The sequence below is a fragment of the Varibaculum vaginae genome (assembly GCF_900604285.1).
GTDB lineage: Bacteria > Actinomycetota > Actinomycetes > Actinomycetales > Actinomycetaceae > Varibaculum > Varibaculum vaginae.
Map to the genome: position 1 here is coordinate 109,288 of NZ_UWNY01000002.1, position 17,895 is coordinate 127,182.

13 protein-coding genes are annotated in these 17,895 nt (G+C 52.1%); 10 read left to right on the forward strand and 3 right to left on the reverse strand.

Annotated elements, in window-relative coordinates:
• Positions 1–152: 152 nt before the first annotated feature.
• Positions 153–899 carry an alpha/beta fold hydrolase gene (locus tag EFB02_RS06370; protein WP_122820765.1) on the reverse strand — a complete coding sequence of 249 codons (747 nt, stop codon included), beginning with the start codon at positions 897–899 and terminating at the stop codon, positions 153–155.
• Positions 900–1,092: 193 nt separating this feature from the next.
• Here EFB02_RS06370 and EFB02_RS06375 point away from each other — a divergent pair, with 193 nt between their 5' ends.
• The 4 genes from EFB02_RS06375 to pgi all read left to right on the forward strand — a co-directional run bounded on the left by EFB02_RS06375 (position 1,093) and on the right by pgi (position 7,379).
• The gene (locus tag EFB02_RS06375) at positions 1,093–2,319 is read left to right on the forward strand and encodes an NADP-dependent isocitrate dehydrogenase (protein WP_122820766.1); all 1,227 of its coding nucleotides are present in this window, start codon (positions 1,093–1,095) and stop codon (positions 2,317–2,319) included.
• A gap of 188 nt (positions 2,320–2,507) precedes the next feature.
• Positions 2,508–3,368: a substrate-binding domain-containing protein gene (locus EFB02_RS06380; RefSeq protein WP_122820767.1), complete on the forward strand. Its 861-nt coding sequence runs from the start codon at positions 2,508–2,510 to the stop codon at positions 3,366–3,368.
• A 26-nt stretch (positions 3,369–3,394) separates the two neighbouring features.
• Positions 3,395–5,659 carry a 6-phosphofructokinase gene (locus tag EFB02_RS06385; RefSeq protein ID WP_122820768.1) on the forward strand — a complete coding sequence of 755 codons (2,265 nt, stop codon included), beginning with the start codon at positions 3,395–3,397 and terminating at the stop codon, positions 5,657–5,659.
• Positions 5,660–5,681: 22 nt separating this feature from the next.
• The gene (pgi, locus tag EFB02_RS06390) at positions 5,682–7,379 is read left to right on the forward strand and encodes a glucose-6-phosphate isomerase (RefSeq protein ID WP_122820769.1); all 1,698 of its coding nucleotides are present in this window, start codon (positions 5,682–5,684) and stop codon (positions 7,377–7,379) included.
• Positions 7,380–7,698: 319 nt separating this feature from the next.
• On the opposite strand, the gene EFB02_RS06395 is transcribed toward pgi, so the two are convergent.
• Together EFB02_RS06395 and EFB02_RS06400 are read right to left on the reverse strand one after the other, a co-directional pair.
• Complete coding sequence (locus EFB02_RS06395) at positions 7,699–8,547, reverse strand: aldo/keto reductase (protein ID WP_122820770.1); 849 nt, start codon at positions 8,545–8,547, stop codon at positions 7,699–7,701.
• Positions 8,548–8,801: 254 nt separating this feature from the next.
• Complete coding sequence (locus tag EFB02_RS06400; RefSeq protein ID WP_122820771.1) at positions 8,802–9,233, reverse strand: GNAT family N-acetyltransferase; 432 nt, start codon at positions 9,231–9,233, stop codon at positions 8,802–8,804.
• Positions 9,234–9,626: 393 nt separating this feature from the next.
• Here EFB02_RS06400 and dnaK point away from each other — a divergent pair, with 393 nt between their 5' ends.
• From dnaK to clpB, 6 genes are all read left to right on the forward strand, one after another.
• Positions 9,627–11,501, forward strand: a complete 1,875-nt coding sequence (gene dnaK, locus EFB02_RS06405) for a molecular chaperone DnaK (protein ID WP_122820772.1) — start codon at positions 9,627–9,629, stop codon at positions 11,499–11,501.
• A 66-nt stretch (positions 11,502–11,567) separates the two neighbouring features.
• Positions 11,568–12,362 (forward strand): nucleotide exchange factor GrpE, encoded by a 795-nt coding sequence (locus tag EFB02_RS06410; protein WP_234992764.1) that lies wholly within the window; start codon positions 11,568–11,570, stop codon positions 12,360–12,362.
• A gap of 21 nt (positions 12,363–12,383) precedes the next feature.
• Entirely contained in the window at positions 12,384–13,391 is a 1,008-nt protein-coding gene (locus EFB02_RS06415; protein WP_122820773.1) for a DnaJ C-terminal domain-containing protein, read from the forward strand.
• A complete protein-coding gene (locus EFB02_RS06420) occupies positions 13,391–13,828 on the forward strand; it encodes a heat shock protein transcriptional repressor HspR (RefSeq protein WP_122820774.1) in 438 nt (145 codons plus the stop codon). The genes EFB02_RS06415 and EFB02_RS06420 overlap by 1 nt, the downstream gene beginning before the upstream one ends.
• A 42-nt stretch (positions 13,829–13,870) precedes the next feature.
• Complete coding sequence (locus EFB02_RS06425) at positions 13,871–14,890, forward strand: hypothetical protein (protein ID WP_122820775.1); 1,020 nt, start codon at positions 13,871–13,873, stop codon at positions 14,888–14,890.
• Positions 14,891–15,108: 218 nt separating this feature from the next.
• Positions 15,109–17,730, forward strand: coding sequence for an ATP-dependent chaperone ClpB (clpB, locus tag EFB02_RS06430; RefSeq protein ID WP_122820776.1), 2,622 nt, complete (start codon positions 15,109–15,111; stop codon positions 17,728–17,730).
• Positions 17,731–17,895: the final 165 nt, after the last annotated feature.

A 17,895-nucleotide genomic window follows, 5' to 3' on the forward strand; every position in this document is an offset into this window, starting at 1 on the left:
CGGCAATTAAAACATTATTAATTTAATCGAAGGTAGCTGCTTATAGCAAGTGCTCAGAGAGTGATTAGGGTATTAAAGCATGCTCTTAGGAACGCCTAAGTTATTTCCGGGGTATAGGTTTTCCTCGGGTTATTGCAAAATGTCTTTAATGCTTAAAAATCCTTATTAGCTAGTTGCTCGTGGACGCTAGTAGTGAACTCTAGAATCTGGCTGGCGACGGTCACCGGGTCAAAAACTTGCAAGAGGTGGCGGGAAGAGTCGGCCCGCACCAGGCGGGCATCAATCGCGCGAGCAAAGGAAGTCAGTCCTCGCCAGGTTTTGCCATTGCGGCGGTGAGCGGCGGAAATCACCAGTTGGGGCAGTCGGCGATCCAATAAATCAATTTCTTGTAGATCTTTCCAGGCCATATAAAAAGAAGGCTGCTCGCGGGCGGCGCCGCGGTAAATCCAAGTGAGGATCTTTTGTTCGATTTCCTGATAGAGGGGGCTGGCGCCCTCGCTGTTTCCTTCAAAAGAGGGATCTATTTGTACGATTCCTACTGGTTTTACCCGGGAGGGAGCGCGGGCTTTAAGTAGCTGCGCCGCCCAAACTCGCACCAGCATCGCCCCATAGGAGTGTCCTACCATCACTACCGGCAGGGGATTGTCGAAGGTAGCCCCCAAGTGGCGGGCAGTTTCTTCCCCGCCCTCCCGCATCTCGGTTACTAGGCTTTGCCAAGTGACTTCCGCGTCCGCTTCGGGGTACAAAATGGGGGAGCGAGTGGAGCGGGCGCAGTGAAAAGCGCGGCAAAGAATGGGAAAAGTTAGGTTCCAGCTGTGCATAGACCCGCCCAGTCCGGCCTCGAGCCAGATCAGGGGCGCCGGCCTGGCCGCAGGAGTTTTTCCAATCTGAACCCGCATATAACCAATTTAAGGTAAGAAGCTACTTTGGGTGAAGCGTTCATCGCTGCGCGGTGGTAGCAGGGCTGGGAATACCTGGGGCTGTGAGCCGCGAAATCGCCTGCCAGTTCACAGTGCTGGCCATTGCCAATTTATCTCGATGTCGAGTAAAGTTAAGGCCAAGGACTTAAAACTAAGGCTTTTGGAGTTATTCATGGCAAAGATCAAAGTAGCCGGCCCGATCGTCGAACTAGACGGCGATGAAATGACCCGTATTATTTGGCAGAAAATCCGTAACGAACTAATCCTTCCCTATCTGGACGTGGATCTTCGTTACTACGACCTTGGTGTTGAAAATCGTGACGCTACCGGTGACCAAGTTACGATTGACGCTGCTAACGCGATTAAGGAACACGGTGTAGGGGTTAAATGCGCGACCATTACCCCCGATGAAGGTCGGGTGGCAGAGTTCGGGTTGCAGAAAATGTGGAAATCTCCCAATGGCACTATCCGCAATATCCTGGGTGGGGTAATATTCCGGGAACCTATCATTATGCGCAACGTTCCCCGGTTGATCGGTGGCTGGACGAAACCGATCGTAGTTGCCCGCCACGCCTTCGGTGACCAATACAAGGCTACGGATTTTAAGGTTCCCGGTGCTGGTAGTCTCACCATTACTTTCCATCCCCAAGATGGCTCAAAGCCTATCGAACATACCGTGGTTGAATACCCCGAAGGTGGGGGAGTGGCTATGGGGATGTATAACTTCAACGATTCCATTAAAGATTTTGCCCGAGCCTGCTTCCGCTACGGTCTGCTGCGGGGTTACCCGGTTTACCTGTCCACCAAGAACACTATTTTGAAAGCCTATGATGGGCAGTTTAAAGATATCTTTGCCGACATCTATGAGGCCGAATTTAGAGCACAATACGAGGAAGCTGGGCTGCACTATGAACACCGCTTGATAGACGATATGGTGGCCTCCTCGTTGCGTTGGGAAGGTGGATATATCTGGGCTTGCAAGAACTATGATGGCGATGTTCAGTCCGATACTGTTGCGCAAGGTTTCGGTTCCCTCGGGCTGATGACCTCGGTATTAATGACCCCCGATGGTCGCACGATGGAGGCTGAGGCGGCGCACGGTACGGTAACTCGGCACTATCGACGCTGGCAGCAGGGGGAGAAAACCTCCACTAATCCAATCGCCTCTATTTATGCTTGGACACGCGGTCTGGCACATCGCGGGAAATTGGACAACACCCCGGAAGTTACTCGCTTCGCCCAAACTTTAGAAGACGTCATTATTGACACCGTTGAAGGCGGACAGATGACCAAAGACCTAGCGAGTCTGATCGCTCCGGATCATCCGTGGTTGGACACCGATGGCTTTATGGAGGTGCTGATTGAAAATCTAGCTCGGCGCCTCAAAGGAAATTCTTAACTTGAAGTCCAGGTAAAGCTGGGTTTTCTTAGGTGATTTCCATTTGAATATTTCCAAGCAGAGTGGATCTTTCGGGACGGACGCAACCACCAAGCGTCCGTCCCGATTTTTAGCACTGGTTGGATCGGTGAAATAGGCTAGTATTAACTTTAGAACTGAGAGCTAAAAACTTAGAGTAACTCGGCATCATGGCAGGGAGGGAGACAGTGGCGAAGGATCAACAGGCAGATCCCAAACGATTCCTATTGGTTATCCCTCCGATGCCACATAATTCTCCAATGCTCAGCACGGTGATGCGGGCAGCATTCGAAACTGCCAAAATGGGGATTGATTTAATCCCGGTTCAGCTAAACAATGATCAGCTCGATGTCGATGCGCTAGCAGATAGCGCAAAACGGATTGGTTCGATTCTGCCGTTAGTTCCCTTTAGCGCAGAGCAAAATGACCAGTTGCAGAGCCAGGGAGTGCAGATAAAACCGGCAATTTTTGCCACCGATTCTCCGATGTATTCAGTGGTGGCAGCGCTTTATGGGGCCTCCGGGCGGGCAATGGCTTCGCGGATGGTTTCCTCCGGGCATCGAAACCTTGTTTATTTGTGCTCTGATAGCGCCCTCCTTAAAAACCTGAACCAATTACGTTATGCCGGAGTGCTGCAAGGATGTATCTTCGGGGGATGTCCTACCCCCACCATGCTGACCACTGAATATAATTCTCCCAAATTATCGGGAGAACTGGTGCAACTCTTTTCGAAGAATCCCGGAGTCGACGGATTTATTTGCCATAATGATTTCTTAGCGATGGAAGTAGTTCAGGCGCTGCGGATGTGTGGGCGGATGGTTCCCAACGACTGTGCGGTGATTGGAGTGGGGAACGCCCCCGAAGGGGCGCTTTTCAATCCCCCCCTGACTTCTGTTGATTTTAATCCCGAAGCCAGTGGCCAGATGTATGCCCAGGCTCTCGGCAAGTTCTTGTCTGGAGAAAAGGTGGAAGCGCCTGATCCAGCAGAAGTAGACAAAATGATGACGCTGGTGGCCAGGGGAAGCGCCTAGGGGCCAGCCTTCAAAGAGGAGGAATAATGGGTCAGTCTACGCAAGGGCAACCAAAACGGCTTGGAGTCTTAACCTCGGGCGGGGATGCCCAGGGGATGAACGCTGCAGTGCGGGCAGTCGTACGCACCGCCCTAAAAATGGGGGCTCAACCATACGCGATTCTTGAAGGTTGGCAAGGGGCAGTTACCGGCGGCGAGATGATTAAGCCTTTGGGCTGGTCAGATGTGTCTAGTGTGCTCAATAAAGGCGGAACAGTCATTGGCACTGCTCGCTGTCAAGAGTTCCGGGAACGTTCCGGTTTGCGAAAAGCCGCTAAAAACTTGGTTCTACAGGGGATTGACCGACTAATTTCTATCGGCGGGGATGGTTCACTTGCGGGAACCAATGAGTTCCAAGAAGAGTGGCCTAGCCTGCTGGCCGAATTGGTGGAGCAAGGGGAACTGACCCCCGAGCAGATTGCCGGACATGAAAAGTTGCGGGTTGCTGGGTTGGTCGGTTCTATCGACAATGATCTGGTGGGATTTGATATGACCATCGGGACGGATTCTGCCCTGCAGCGAATCCTGGTGGCTCTGGACGAATTATCATCTACCGCTGCCTCCCACCGCCGGACTTTCGTAGTAGAGGTAATGGGGCGGCATTGTGGGTACCTACCGTTAATGAGCGCGGTTGCTCGTGGTTGTGACTATGTGTTTATTCCCGAAGCTCCTCCCGAGGATGGCTGGCAAAAGACCTTAGCAAACAAACTTGCAGCTGGGCGTAAAGCTGGGCGGCGCGAATCAATAGTACTGGTTGCCGAGGGAGCTATCGATCATGACGGCAATCCCATCGCTGCTAACGATGTTTGTGATGCCCTTGAGCAAGAAACTGGACAGCGCCCGCACTTGACGATTTTGGGGCATGTACAGCGTGGTGGTACCCCCTCTGCCTATGACCGTTGGATGCCCACTGCCCTGGGGTACGCTGCCGCTTATGAAGTATTGCACCAAGACGAAAACTCTGAGCCGGTAATTATCGGGGCTCGTAACAATCGGGTAGCTCGGCTACCTTTGATGAAAGCCGTCACGGACACCCGCGCGGTTGCCAAATTCACCAAGGCAAAAGAATACGAAAAAGCGGTGCAAGCACGCGGTCGCTCTTTCAGTGAGATGCTGGCGATTAATGAAGTAATGTCGACTCCTCCCGAAGAAGACCAGCTGCCCGCTGATGCACGGCGGGTAGCAATCATGCACGTGGGGGGGCTGGCTCCTGGGATGAATTCTGCCGCCCGCGCGGCAGTGCGGCAAGGCATCGATTGCGGATTTGAAATGCTGGGGATTTACGGATCTTTTGACGGACTCATGTCCGGGAAAGTGAAGCCCCTCGCCTGGGAAGATGTTGAAGGATGGGGATTTGACGGAGGAGCCGAACTGGGAACCCTACGCCCAATTCCTAAGGTAGAAGAATACTATGCGATAGGGCGTGCGCTGGAAGAACACCATATTGACGCCCTGGTGGTAATCGGGGGTTATAACGCTTACCTTTCGATTAACCAGATGCGTCAGGAAACTTCTCGCTACCCCGCGTTTAATATCCCCATGATTTGTGTTCCGGCCTCAATTGATAATAATTTGCCGGGTTCAGAACTCTCCATCGGAGCCGATTCTGCCTTAAATAATGCGGTATGGGCATTAGACCGCATCCGGGAATCGGCGGCAGCTTCAAGGCGTTGTTTCGTTGCCGACGCGATGGGTCGTCACTGTGGGTACCTGTCCTTAATGTCAGGTATCGCAGCGGGAGCAGAATTGGTTTACCTTGATGAATTCCCCTACGATCTGCAAAATCTGGCGAGTGACGTGCGTATGATGCGGAATTCTTTCCGTGACGGTCGCCGCCTGTGCTTGGTTCTACATAATGAAGAAGCCGGCGGTAGATATGACCGAGAGTTTATTGCCTCCGTGTTCGCACAAGAATCGAAAGGGCTCTTCGATGTACGTCATTCCGCCCTCGGACACTTGCAGCAAGGTGGAGAGCCCTCGCCCTTTGATCGAATTCTAGCTACGCGTCTCGTACGGGTGGCAATCCAAGAGCTCAGTGCGCAATTTGCTCAAAATAGAACCGAACCTTTAGGGGTGGGGCTGGCTGAGAAGGGAATTGAGACTTTCCCGCTGTTGCAAATGCAGGACAAGGTAGATCAACAGGTGCGTCGTCCTCTCAACCAATGGTGGTTGCCGCTGGTTGACATTATTCCCGTGGTTTCCCGTGACGAATGGGATGTTGAAGTTCGGGAACTACCAGTCACTGATCTTTAAAAACTTTTGAACAGGAGAAAACATGAGTGCTCCCATTGATCCCAGTACCACCCAGGCTTGGCAAGAGCTAGAGAATCTTGCCAGGTCATTTCAGCCTGACTTAGCGGGTTGGTTCCAACATCATCCCAATCGCGCCGAGGACTTGACCTTTAAGATCGCAGATTTACAGGTAGATTTATCAAAAAATCTGGTGACCGCTCCGATATTGGCGGCATTGGCACGCCTGGCAGCACAGACCAAAGTAGAGGCGCATCGGGACGCAATGTTCGCAGGTGTTCATATTAATACCACCGAGGATCGCGCAGTACTACATACCGCTCTGCGGCGGCCGTCAGAAGATAATCTAAAGGTTGACGGTCAGGATGTTAGTGCCGATGTAGCCGCTGTTTTAGAGAGGATTTATGCTTTTGCCGAGGAAGTGCGCAGTGGTACATGGGTGGGAATCACCGGTAAACCCATCACTACCGTGGTAAACATCGGAATCGGAGGCTCAGATTTAGGGCCGGCGATGGCCTATGAAGCGCTACGTCCTTATGTGAAACCGGGACTTGGGTGCCGTTTCGTATCCAATATCGATCCCACGGATCTGTGTGAAAAAGTAAGGGATCTAGACCCGGAAACTACTCTCTTCATAGTTGCCTCTAAGACATTCACCACTTTGGAAACCCTAACCAATGCCCGGGCAGCCCGCAGCTGGCTACTAGAACAGCTGGCTGCTCGCGGAATCTGGAAGGGGAAAGAAACAACTGAACAGCTTAGCAATCAAGACGCTCGCCAGGCAGTATCGAAGCATTTCGTGGCGGTTTCTACCAACCTCAGTGCTGTAGCTGAGTTCGGGATTGATCCGGCTCATGCCTTTGGTTTCTGGAATTGGGTAGGAGGACGCTACTCGGTAGATTCTGCCGTAGGTACCGCACTGGCAGTGGCTATCGGGAAAGATGGATTCTCTGATTTCCTATCCGGAATGCACGCCGTGGATGAACATTTTCGGGCCACTCCGTTAGGAGAAAATGTCCCCATTTTGATGGGGCTACTTAACGTGTGGTACCGCAATTTCCTACATGCGCCCACCCATGCAGTGTTGCCCTATTCTCAATACCTGCATCGTTTCCCCGCCTACTTACAGCAGTTAACCATGGAATCTAATGGTAAGGCAGTGCGCTGGGACGGTGCAGCGGTAACCTACGATACTGGTGAAATCTTCTGGGGAGAGCCGGGCACTAACGGGCAGCATGCCTTCTATCAGCTGATTCACCAAGGTACTCAAATGATTCCGGCGGACTTTATTGCTTTCGCTAATCCCACTTGGCCATTAAAAGATGGAGAGAATGATCAACATGAGCTATTCTTGGGTAACTTCTTCGCCCAGACCCAGGCGCTAGCTTTTGGGAAGACCGCGGATCAGGTGCGTGCCGAGGGGACACCCGAGCAGATCGTACCGGCGCGAGTATTCCCCGGAAACAAGCCTTCGACCTCGATTATGGCGCCGCGGTTAACCCCCTCGGTATTGGGGCAGTTAATCGCCCTCTATGAACACATCACCTTTACGCAAGGGGTGGTATGGGGGATTAACAGTTTCGACCAGTGGGGAGTGGAGCTGGGTAAACAGCTAGCCAAAGCCCTGACTCCGGCAATCGCTGGCGATAAAGAGGTATTGGAGCAGCAAGATCCCTCTACGAAAGCGATGATCAACTACTACCACGCCAATCGCGAAAACTAGCCTCTACTTTAGTTTTTATATAGGGATGCGCAGGGGGTGGGCTAGGAGGTTGGTGCGCTAAAAGCGCTCGGGGCTCTGGTGAGCCTTGCTTCGCTCGGCTCAAGTCGCCCTCTCGCATCTTTTAGCGCGCCAACCGCAACATAGTGGTCAGGTTGGTTCCAGCTGTGCGCGGGGGCTAGGTTTTATCCGAGTCGGCTAGGCGGGCGCAAAATTTGGAAAACGTCGCTACGTTTCCCAAATTTTTGGGCGGGAGGAAAAATCTAGCCCTCGCGCCCACCGTGAAGATCAGTCTTTGCGTCGCTAGTCATGTTGTAGGGGGTTAGAGGATGTCCATGGTGTCGGGGTGGGAGCCGGTACGCCCGTCCTCGCCCTTATCTAGGGAATCTAAATCTACTTTGGACCGTTCGTCCAGCTGGAAATCAAAAATATCCAGATTTTCTTTAATGCGGTCGGGGTTAACTGACTTGGGGAAGAGAACGTCTCCACGTTCAATGCCCCAACGTAGCACTACCTGAGCAGGGGTTTTGCCTAGGCGCTTGGCGGCAGCGACCACTTTTTCTTCCCCTAACACCCTGCCTCGAGCTAGGGGGGACCAGGCTTCGGTTAGAATTCCGTGTTCGCGGTGGAACTTACGCACCTCGTTATTGGCAAACTGGGGGTGAATCTCTACCTGGTTAACAGCGGGAGTCACTCCGGTTTCGCTAATCAAACGCTCCAAATGGTGAATCTGGAAGTTAGACACCCCCACAGTCCGAGCTTTTTCGTCATATTGGAACTCGAGGAGAGTACGCCAAGTTTGCACGAAATCACCGTCGTAACGGGTAGGAAGCGGCCAGTGAATTAAAAACAAATCTACATAGTCGGTGCGTAAATCTTCCAAGCTCTGCCGGAAAGAGTCCCGAGCATCCCGCGGCAGATGCTTATCGTTGTTAAGTTTGCTGGTTAAGAAAATTTCTTGCCGCGGAATTCCGGATTCCTCAATCGCGCGTCCTACTTCTGCTTCATTGTGATACATCTGCGCGGTATCAATATGGCGAATCCCTAGATCCAAAGCGTATCTAACCGCATCTACACAATCTTCAGGGGCAATCTTGTAGGTTCCGAAACCGAATTGTGGAATCTGGTAGCCGGTAGAAAGTTCCAAAGTGGGAATAGACGGGGCGGTCATAAAATCAATCCTTAGTTCTCGACTGCTCTTACCACCATTTTTACCCCAGGAATGTCATCTTAGGGGAGTATTGCTAGCTAAGTCACGCTTCGGGTAGCAGTGTTGTGGGTAGAAAACTGAGATTTAAACTATGTTTAGCTGCAAGAATATCCCTAAAGAGCAACTTTGTGTTTTATCTTGCAACTTGAGAGTATCTCGGCTCGCTCTTTCGCAAAAGTTTTGTGACGAAGACGTGTTGGGCTCTTCAGGAAGGGTTAGTTATCGGCGTAGCGATAAACGTTGGTTTCCCGTTGTTTAAAGCCGCAACGTCGGTAGAGGCGATTCGCTGCTTCGCGCGAGGGGCGGGAAGTTAAATCCACGGTTTTCGCTCCGATTTTTTTGGCGTGAGCTACTGCTGCCTCAACCAGTTTCTGGCCGGCACCCTGGCCGCGAGCAGCCGAATCTACAACCACGTCCTCGATCCAGGCGCGTTTTCCAGTGGGAATTTTGAAGGTTGCCAGGGAGAGCATTCCTAAAATCCTGCCCTCATTGGAGCGAAAAACTAGCAGGTAAACTCCATCTTGTTCGCAGAATTCTTTAATTTGCTGGGGGGTTAGCTGTTTGGCGGATTGCGAGAGCTGGGGGATGAGACGGGAAAATGCCTCTACAAGTTCCTCGCTGAACTTTTCGACCAGTTCGACTGCCATGATTGCTCCTTTATTTTTTAGGAAACTCTTACTTAGAAAAGATATACGCTCCCAGCGCAATTTGGGAAGTAAGCACACCGCTGCTGGCGTTCCCTCAGGGAATCGGTGACCACTCTCTGAATAAAAGCACAGGTAAATGCAATTGTTTAGGTTTTTTGAAAAAAGTTAGAGGGAAAGGGAATAAAAGCCACTCTTGCGGAGTTGAGTTAAGTAGACTCAGGTTTTAGGGGTGCGGCTTGATAGTCTCTTAGGATTTGATAGCCTTGAGTGTGTGAGGCTCAAGGCTGCTGAAATCCAAAAGAGGGCGCCTTCAAGATCGAAAATAGTGGGCATCGGCCGTTAGAGCCTAGAGCTAAAAAACTAACTAAATAAAATCTTAGGAAGGAAAAAATTATGGCACGTGCAGTAGGTATTGACTTGGGCACCACTAACTCCGCGATTGCGGTTCTTGAAGGGGGGCAGCCTACGATTATCGCCAATGCGGAAGGCCAGCGCACAACTCCCTCGGTGGTAGCCTTCTCCAAGGCTGGAGAAGTTCTGGTAGGGGAGGTTGCTAAGCGTCAGGCGGTAACTAACGTAGATCGGACTATTGCCTCGGTGAAGCGTCACATGGGGGATAGCTCCTGGAAAGTAAAAATTGATGACAAGGAATATACTCCTCAGCAGATTAGTGCGTTCATCTTAGGCAAACTGAAGAAAGATGCTGAAGAATACTTAGGGGATTCGGTACAGGATGCAGTAATCACCGTGCCCGCCTACTTTAACGATGCGCAGCGCCAGGCTACTAAAGATGCCGGTAAAATCGCAGGGCTTAACGTACTTCGTCTGGTAAATGAGCCGACCGCCGCTGCCTTGGCTTATGGTTTGGAAAAGAGTGAAAAGGATGAATCCATCCTAGTATTTGACCTAGGTGGAGGTACCTTCGATGTTTCCTTACTGGAAGTAATGAAGGACGAGGATGGCTTTTCTACTATCGAAGTGCGCGCCACTAATGGGGATAACCACCTTGGTGGTGATGACTGGGATCAGCGCATCGTGGATTGGCTAATCGGTACGGTTAAAACCAATACCGGTGTGGATCTTGCCAACGACAAGATTGCGATCCAGCGTCTGCGGGACGCCGCGGAGCAAGCTAAAAAGGAGCTATCGTCTGCCACCTCCACCCAGATCTCTTTGCAGTACCTATCGATGGCGGAGTCAGGGCCGGTTCACCTAGATGAGCGCCTCACTCGTGCCCACTTCGAGGAAATGACCCAGGATCTGCTAGAACGTACCCGCAAGCCTTTCGAACAGGTAATTGCTGATGCCAAGATTCACGTGTCAGATATTGACCACGTGGTTCTGGTGGGTGGCTCTACCCGCATGCCCGCAGTCGCCGAGATGGTAAAGACCTTGACCGGTGGAAAAGAAGCTAATAAGTCGGTTAACCCCGACGAAGTAGTAGCCAGCGGTGCTGCCCTGCAGACTGGGATTATCCAGGGGGATCGCAGTGACGTTCTTCTGATTGACGTGACTCCCTTGTCACTAGGGATTGAAACCAAGGGCGGGGTGATGACCACCCTGATTAAGCGCAATAGCGCTATCCCCACTAAGCATTCGGAAATTTTCTCCACTGCGGAAGATAACCAAGATTCGGTGTTAATCCAAGTGTTCCAAGGGGAACGTACCTTTACTCGCGATAATAAGTCGCTAGGTACCTTCCAGCTCACTGGGATATTGCCCGCGCCTATGGGAGTTCCTCGGATCGAGGTTACTTTCGATATTGACACCAACGGAATTGTGCATGTCTCGGCGAAAGACCAGAACACTAATAAGGAACAGTCAATGACTATTTCCGGGGGTTCCGCGCTTTCCAAGGATGAGATTGACCGCATGGTGAAAGAGGCCGAAGCGCACGCGGAAGAGGATAAGAAGCGGCGCGAAGAAGCTGATTTACGTAACTCGGCGGAACAGACGGTTTACTCGATCGAAAAACTGCTGAAAGATAATGCCGAGAAACTTCCCGAGGAAATCGCCAAAGAGGTGCGCGAAGCTTCCGACAAGGTCAAGAAGGCTTTGGAAGGCGAAGACATCGAAGCGGTAAAGACTGCGATGGAAGAGCTTAATACCAAGTCGCAAAAGATTGGGGAAACCCTCTATGCGCAAACTCAAGCCGAGGCGGCGCAAAGCCAAGCGGAGGCTGGAACTGAAGCTGGGGATGCTGGCGCCGGCGCCGAGGATGACGTAATCGATGCGGAAGTTGTCGATGAAGAGGATGAAAATAAGTAACTCTCTAGACTCAAACTGTCTGGGGCGCTCGCGACAGTGGGCGCCCCACCGGCAGGAGGAAGAACTTTGGAAGAGAAAAATGGGAAACGGAGGATAAAGATCAAGGTGAAAGACCCATTGAATCCAACTTCGGATCCAGAACCAGAAAATAAAGCGGATTCTTCCGCCTCACAGGCCTCGGATCCTCAAGATGCCGGCATGCCGGAATCTTCAGCTCCAGTCGGTACTGGTGGTAACGCGGAGGCAGCTCTCGTTGATAGTGCTAAACCAGAAGAAACCGAGCATCAGGATGAAGACTCCGCTTTTGCGGATTTGGCTGCGCGTCTAGGGGAAGAAATTCCAAATGGACCTGCTGGGGTGCAAGAAGAAGCCGCTGCTCCGCAGGAGAGCGAATCCGAAGATGTAAGTGACGAGTTAAAACAGTTGAAAGACCAGGTGGCGCAATTAACGGAACAGTTAGCTCGCTCGCGGGCGGAAAACTATAACTTGCAGCAGGAATACTCTGGTTATGTCAAGCGTAGCAAGACCGAGATGTCTGCTCACCGGACGGATGGGCAAAAAGCGGTACTGCAAGTATTACTGAGTGTTCTCGACGATGTGCAAGCGGCGCGGGAGGCGGGGGATCTTAAAGGGCCCTTCGAATCGATTGCCAATAAATTGGAAAACACGCTTGAAACCAATTTTGGTTTAACTCGCTATGGCAATACCGGTGATGAGTTTGACCCCAACGTGCATGAAGCCATGATGGCGCAAAGTGGTGGTGAGGGTGAACCTAGCATCGCCCAGGTGCTTCAGCCTGGCTACAAAGTGGGTGAACAGGTACTGCGAGCAACAAAAGTAATAGTAAATAATCCAGATTAGGGATAAAGGAGGTGAGCATTCATGGCCGGACAAGATTGGGTCGCAAAAGATTTTTATCGCACCCTAGGGGTGTCAAAAAAGGCAAATCAGGCCGAGATTAAGAAGGCTTACCGCAAACTGGCGCGCAAGTATCATCCCGATCAAAATCCTGGTGACCAAGCTGCTGAAGACAGATTTAAGGCAATCGGGGAAGCCTATCAGGTACTGTCCGATCCGGAACAAAAGCGCCAATACGATGCCATTCGCGCTATGGCGGGCGGTGGTGCCCGTTTCAGCGCCGGCCCCGCTTCAGGTCGTGGTGGGGCCGGAGGCTTCGAAGACGTATTAGGCGCTATGTTTGGAGGCGGAACCGTTCCCGGGGGCGGCTCCGCTAGGATCAACTTGGGTGAGGGTGACCTCGGCTCCATGTTTGGTTCCCTGTTTTCCGGGGGAGGGCGCGCTAGCTTCGGAGCATCCGCTCCTTTCGGGGCAGGAACTTCTGGCTTTCCCGGTGGTGGTAAAGGCCCGGATTTAGCTGCTGAAGTTACCTTGGATTTTCGCACCGCCATGGCGGGCAGCACTATGAAGCTTTCGGTAGACGGCGAGAGCATGACCGTGCGAATTCCTAGCAAGATTCGCGACGGTAAGAAACTGCGTCTGCGTGGAAAAGGGCGTCCCGGGCCGGGAGGAAACGGGGACCTGGTAGTGACAGTTCACGTTACTCCTGATCCGGTGTATTCCTTTGACGGAAAATCCCTGCAAATGCAGTTGCCGGTTACTGCGGCGGAAGCGCTCGCGGGTGCCAAGGTTAAAGTGCCGCTTTTAGGCGGCAAGCAGGCAACTATCAAGATTCCTACCGGATCCGATAGTGGCACTAAGCTGCGTCTGCGTGGGAAAGGACTGGACGGTTTAGATGTGGTTGCCACTGTACGGATAGTGAATCCGCGCAAACCTTCTAGCCGGGTAGTCGATATTGCCAAACAATTGGGTGAGGCGATTAGTGCAGATCACCCGGACTTTGATCCGCGTAGTCAGTTGGAGCGGCAATAATGGCTGCCGCGGTGGAAACACTCTATGTGATCTCGGTTGCCGCAGAGCTGGCGGGGATGCATCCGCAAACTCTGCGGCAATACGATCGCATTGGATTGGTAATTCCTAGGCGCACTAAGGGTAGGGGACGCCGTTATACCGCCGAAGATATTGCGGAACTGCGCGAAGTGCAGCGCCTTTCTCAAGAAGAAGGTATTAACCTGGCGGGAATAAAACGAGTGCTGGAGCTGCAGCGTGCGGCTACTCGTTTGGCCGCCGAAAACCAGCGCCTGCAAGAGCGGCTTAATATTTATGAACGAGGACGGGGGCGGGTATTTTCGGCCGCGCCCACCGGGGAAGTAGCTCCTTTAACTCGGTTCCCGGGTTCGCGTCGGGTGCCGGGACAGGAATTAGTACCCTATCTGCCAGGACAAATAGTTATTTGGGGTCAAAATTGAGGTTAACCTTTACAATTGGGGAAACGATTTAGGGGAGGAAGTATGAGCGAAACTCCAAATAGATACGGGGCTAACTCTAGCGAACAGGAGCAGTGGGTTCTGGACGGCAAGCTTTACTCCGGGAATCCTGCTATACAGCGTCAAGTTGCCGCCCAGCAACCTGATCAGCAGCCTCTATCTTTTTCCGAGCCGGCAGGGGAAGCGGCGGATGAACAGGTATCTTATAACTGCGATGGTGGTAATACTTTTGCCCAACCTCCCACTCTTCAGCCTCCTTATGGGCAAAACGTGTCTGGCAATGGAATCCCCAATAATTACTCCTCGGCGCAGAATTCTTACCCGGCAGGAAATAGGTTTCCTATTCCGCCAGGTTATCCCGGGAACGAGGAATGGAATACGCTCTCCGGAATGTCGCAAGCTACTGGATCGGGAGGTGTGGGGCCGGGGAGTTTCTCGGGGCTCACTAATAACCCGGTACCTCCGTATCCAGAACGAAAGTCTCGAGTCGTACCTGTCACAATTCTGGTGTTGGGTATCGTGTTAATGCTGGTACTGGCGCCTATAGCCTGTATCGGGATGTTAGTGGGGTACGGGCTGGATGTTGCTTCCAGCGCGGAACGTCAGAGTGGCGGCAGTGTGATTACTCGCGAGGATGACTATTATGGGCACACCTTAGTGCTGGTGGAAGTACCAGAAGATACCAGAGTTACTTGTAAAACTACCTTTAACGGCAAAGAAATTCCTACTGAAACCAACGCCGGATCAGAAATTAGTGCCGACACCGCGGTGGGGGACGATACTAACAACGAGGTGTTTAGTTACAATCTCCGCTCTCGCGGAAAGCTAGTTATTGATTGCCGTAGCGCCCAGCCTGATAAGGCTCCTATTTCCGCCATCACTGTGATTCCCAATGTCACCTTTACCCTGTTGGTTTGGGCATTTATTCTCCCCACTGTTATGGGATTTGGGGGTCTGGGGCTGCTGATTTGGGGGATTATCTGGACGGTGAAACGTGGTCGGGATAATCAACGAGCTCTCGTAAGTAACTCTTACTATCGTTAGTTTTTTTGGTTCCCTGAGTATTTGAAGTGTAGAGACTCGGTGTAGGTGAGCCTTTAGCAGGTCTTCAGGGGAATTTGCCTTTCCCTTTTGGGGATAAGAATCGTTCTTGAGAGGTAGCTAACTCAAAATAGAAAGTTGAGTGGAATAAACTCAACTTTCTGGGTGTTGGACTAAATAGCAACACCCCATCCCACCCGGATGGGAATATGGGAGGAAAAATGGAAACAAAACTTACTATTAAATCGCAGGCAGCCTTGGGAGATGCGGTACAAACCGCGCAGGCTAACAATAATCCTCAGGTAGAGCCGGAGCATCTTTTAAATGCGTTGTTGGGGCAAACCGATTCAATCGCGTTTGCACTCCTGGAAGCGATGGTGCCCAATCGTACCCAACAGATTAACGCGCCCCTGCACCATCTGCTGGGAAAGCTTCCCAGTGTCACCGGCAGTTCCGTAGGGGAAGTGCAAACCTCAATGGCAATGCGGCGGGTCATCAATAAGGCCGGCGAACTGGCGCGCGAACTAGGCGACGAATACGTATCAACTGAGCATCTCTTAATCGCCCTCGCCGATGATTCCGAGGGAAAGACAGCTGTTACCTCACTACTCCATGGCGCGGGTGCCAACGCTAAGGCGCTGCGTGCAAAACTCAAGGAAATCCGCAAAGACCCGGTTACTTCTCAAGATCCGGAAGCCTCATTCCAGGCCTTGAAAAAGTACGGTCGCGACCTAACGGAAGTGGCACGTAGTGGAAAACTTGATCCGGTAATTGGACGTGATAAAGAAATCCGTCGAGTAATCCAAGTGCTTTCGCGTCGTACCAAAAACAACCCGGTGCTAATCGGAGAAGCTGGGGTGGGTAAAACTGCGGTAGTGGAAGGTCTAGCGCAGCGGATCGTAGCCGGAGATGTTCCGCAATCTTTGCAAAATAAAAAACTGATTAGCCTAGATTTAGGGGCAATGGTTGCGGGGGCCAAATACCGTGGCGAGTTCGAAGAACGCCTCAAGGCCGTCCTTGAAGAAATCAAGAACGCCGATGGGGAAGTCATTACTTTTATTGACGAGCTGCATACGGTAGTTGGTGCCGGGGGCGGTTCCGAGGGAGCCATGGACGCCGGCAACATGATTAAACCTATGCTGGCGCGAGGCGAGCTGCGGATGGTGGGGGCCACCACCCTTGACGAGTATCGACAAAACATCGAGAAAGACCCGGCTCTAGAGCGTCGCTTCCAGCAGGTGTTCGTAGCCGAACCCTCGGTAGAAGATACGGTAGCGATTTTGCGCGGGATTGCCCCCAAATACGAAGCTCATCATAAGGTCACAATTACCGATGGGGCGCTGGTGGCGGCGGCAAAGCTGTCTGATCGCTATATCACCGAACGCAATCTGCCGGATAAAGCTATTGACCTGATTGACGAGGCCGCTTCCCGGCTGAGGATGGAGTTAGATTCCAGTCCGGTCGAGGTAGACGAAAAGCGCCGTCAGGTTGACCGATTGAAAATGGAAGAAGCCTATCTGGCTGATTCCGAGGGCGAAGGCTCAGATGAACAGACTAAAGCTCGTCTGGAAGATTTGCGCACAGAAATCGCCAAGGAACAGCAAGTCTTAGATGAACTAAATGTGCGCTGGGAATCTGAAAAAGCCTCCCGCAATAAGGTTGGAGATCTACGCGCCCAACTCGATAAGCTCAATACCCAGTTAGAGCGGGCAATGCGCAGTGGTGATTGGGAAGGTGCTGGACGTTTGCAGAACGGGGAAATTCCCCAGATACAAGCCGAGATTGCCGCCGCTGAAAAGCAGGAGCAACAAAGCGATGGCTCCGACGCCATGGTGGTGGACAAAGTAGGCCCTACTGAGGTGGCGGAAGTGGTGGAGTCCTGGACGGGAATTCCTACCGGAAAAATGCTGCAGACGGAAACCGACAAGCTCTTGCATATGGAACAGGAGATTGGAAAGCGCCTGATTGGGCAGGAGCAAGCTGTGCAGGCGGTTGCAGATGCGGTACGTCGTTCACGGGCAGGGGTCTCCGATCCGAATCGTCCGACAGGATCCTTCCTTTTCCTCGGACCTACCGGGGTGGGTAAAACCGAACTTGCCAAGTCCCTCGCGGCCTTCCTTTTTGATGACCCCGCGGCGATGGTGCGTATCGATATGAGCGAGTACGGAGAAAAGCATTCGGTATCCCGCTTAATCGGGGCGCCTCCCGGATATGTGGGTTATGAAGAAGGTGGGCAGCTGACCGAAGCAGTGCGCCGGCGTCCCTACTCGGTGATTCTGTTAGATGAAGTAGAAAAGGCGCATCCGGAAATCTTCCACGTGCTGCTGCAGGTGTTAGATGACGGACGCTTGACTGATGGACAAGGTCGAGTAGTGGATTTTCGTAACACTATTTTGGTGCTAACTTCCAACCTAGGTTCGCAGTATCTGACTGAGAAAGACATGAGCGAGGACGAGAAAGAACGTTTGGTTAATGAAGCGGTCAAGGCTAACTTTAGACCCGAGTTCTTGAATCGTCTGGACGAGATTTTAATCTTCAAGCCGCTTAGCCGGGCGCAGCTGGCGAAGATTGTCGATCTGCAGCTGGCACAAGTGATGAAGCGTCTGGCTTCACGTCGCCTGAAATTGCAGGTTAGCGAGGATGCCAAGAATTGGTTAGCCAACCAGGGGTATGACCCTGCGTTCGGGGCGCGTCCGCTACGTCGCCTGATTCAAACCGAAATTGGTGATCAGCTGGCGCAAGGGCTGCTGGCTGGGAAGTGGGAAGATGGTGCCGAAATTAAGGTGATGGTACCGCAGGCGTCTGCTTCCCCCGCGGGAAGATTCCACCTGCTGTTAGTTTAGTGACAGTTTGTCATAACATTGGTGCCGGAGGGTCTCCTACCTTCCGGCACCAATTTGTGTTGTCATTTTCTTTGAAATTGCAGTTAGCCAAGCTATCTAAATCGCTTTACGCATGATTTTAGGAGTTGGGAGAGGGTTTTAAGCTCGGAAACGGGGGAGTCAGTT

Bases quoted from the DNA above. Each gene is read 5' to 3' on its own strand.
- EFB02_RS06400 (WP_122820771.1), bottom strand. From the start codon at position 9,233: ATGGCAGTCGAACTGGTCGAAAAGTTCAGCGAGGAACTTGTAGAGGCA.
- EFB02_RS06420 (WP_122820774.1), top strand. From the start codon at position 13,391: ATGGCTGCCGCGGTGGAAACACTCTATGTGATCTCGGTTGCCGCAGAG.
- EFB02_RS06375 (WP_122820766.1), top strand. From the start codon at position 1,093: ATGGCAAAGATCAAAGTAGCCGGCCCGATCGTCGAACTAGACGGCGAT.
- pgi (WP_122820769.1), top strand. From the start codon at position 5,682: ATGAGTGCTCCCATTGATCCCAGTACCACCCAGGCTTGGCAAGAGCTA.
- EFB02_RS06425 (WP_122820775.1), top strand. From the start codon at position 13,871: ATGAGCGAAACTCCAAATAGATACGGGGCTAACTCTAGCGAACAGGAG.
- EFB02_RS06370 (WP_122820765.1), bottom strand. From the start codon at position 899: ATGCGGGTTCAGATTGGAAAAACTCCTGCGGCCAGGCCGGCGCCCCTG.
- EFB02_RS06385 (WP_122820768.1), top strand. From the start codon at position 3,395: ATGGGTCAGTCTACGCAAGGGCAACCAAAACGGCTTGGAGTCTTAACC.
- dnaK (WP_122820772.1), top strand. From the start codon at position 9,627: ATGGCACGTGCAGTAGGTATTGACTTGGGCACCACTAACTCCGCGATT.
- clpB (WP_122820776.1), top strand. From the start codon at position 15,109: ATGGAAACAAAACTTACTATTAAATCGCAGGCAGCCTTGGGAGATGCG.
- EFB02_RS06395 (WP_122820770.1), bottom strand. From the start codon at position 8,547: ATGACCGCCCCGTCTATTCCCACTTTGGAACTTTCTACCGGCTACCAG.
- EFB02_RS06415 (WP_122820773.1), top strand. From the start codon at position 12,384: ATGGCCGGACAAGATTGGGTCGCAAAAGATTTTTATCGCACCCTAGGG.
- EFB02_RS06380 (WP_122820767.1), top strand. From the start codon at position 2,508: ATGGCAGGGAGGGAGACAGTGGCGAAGGATCAACAGGCAGATCCCAAA.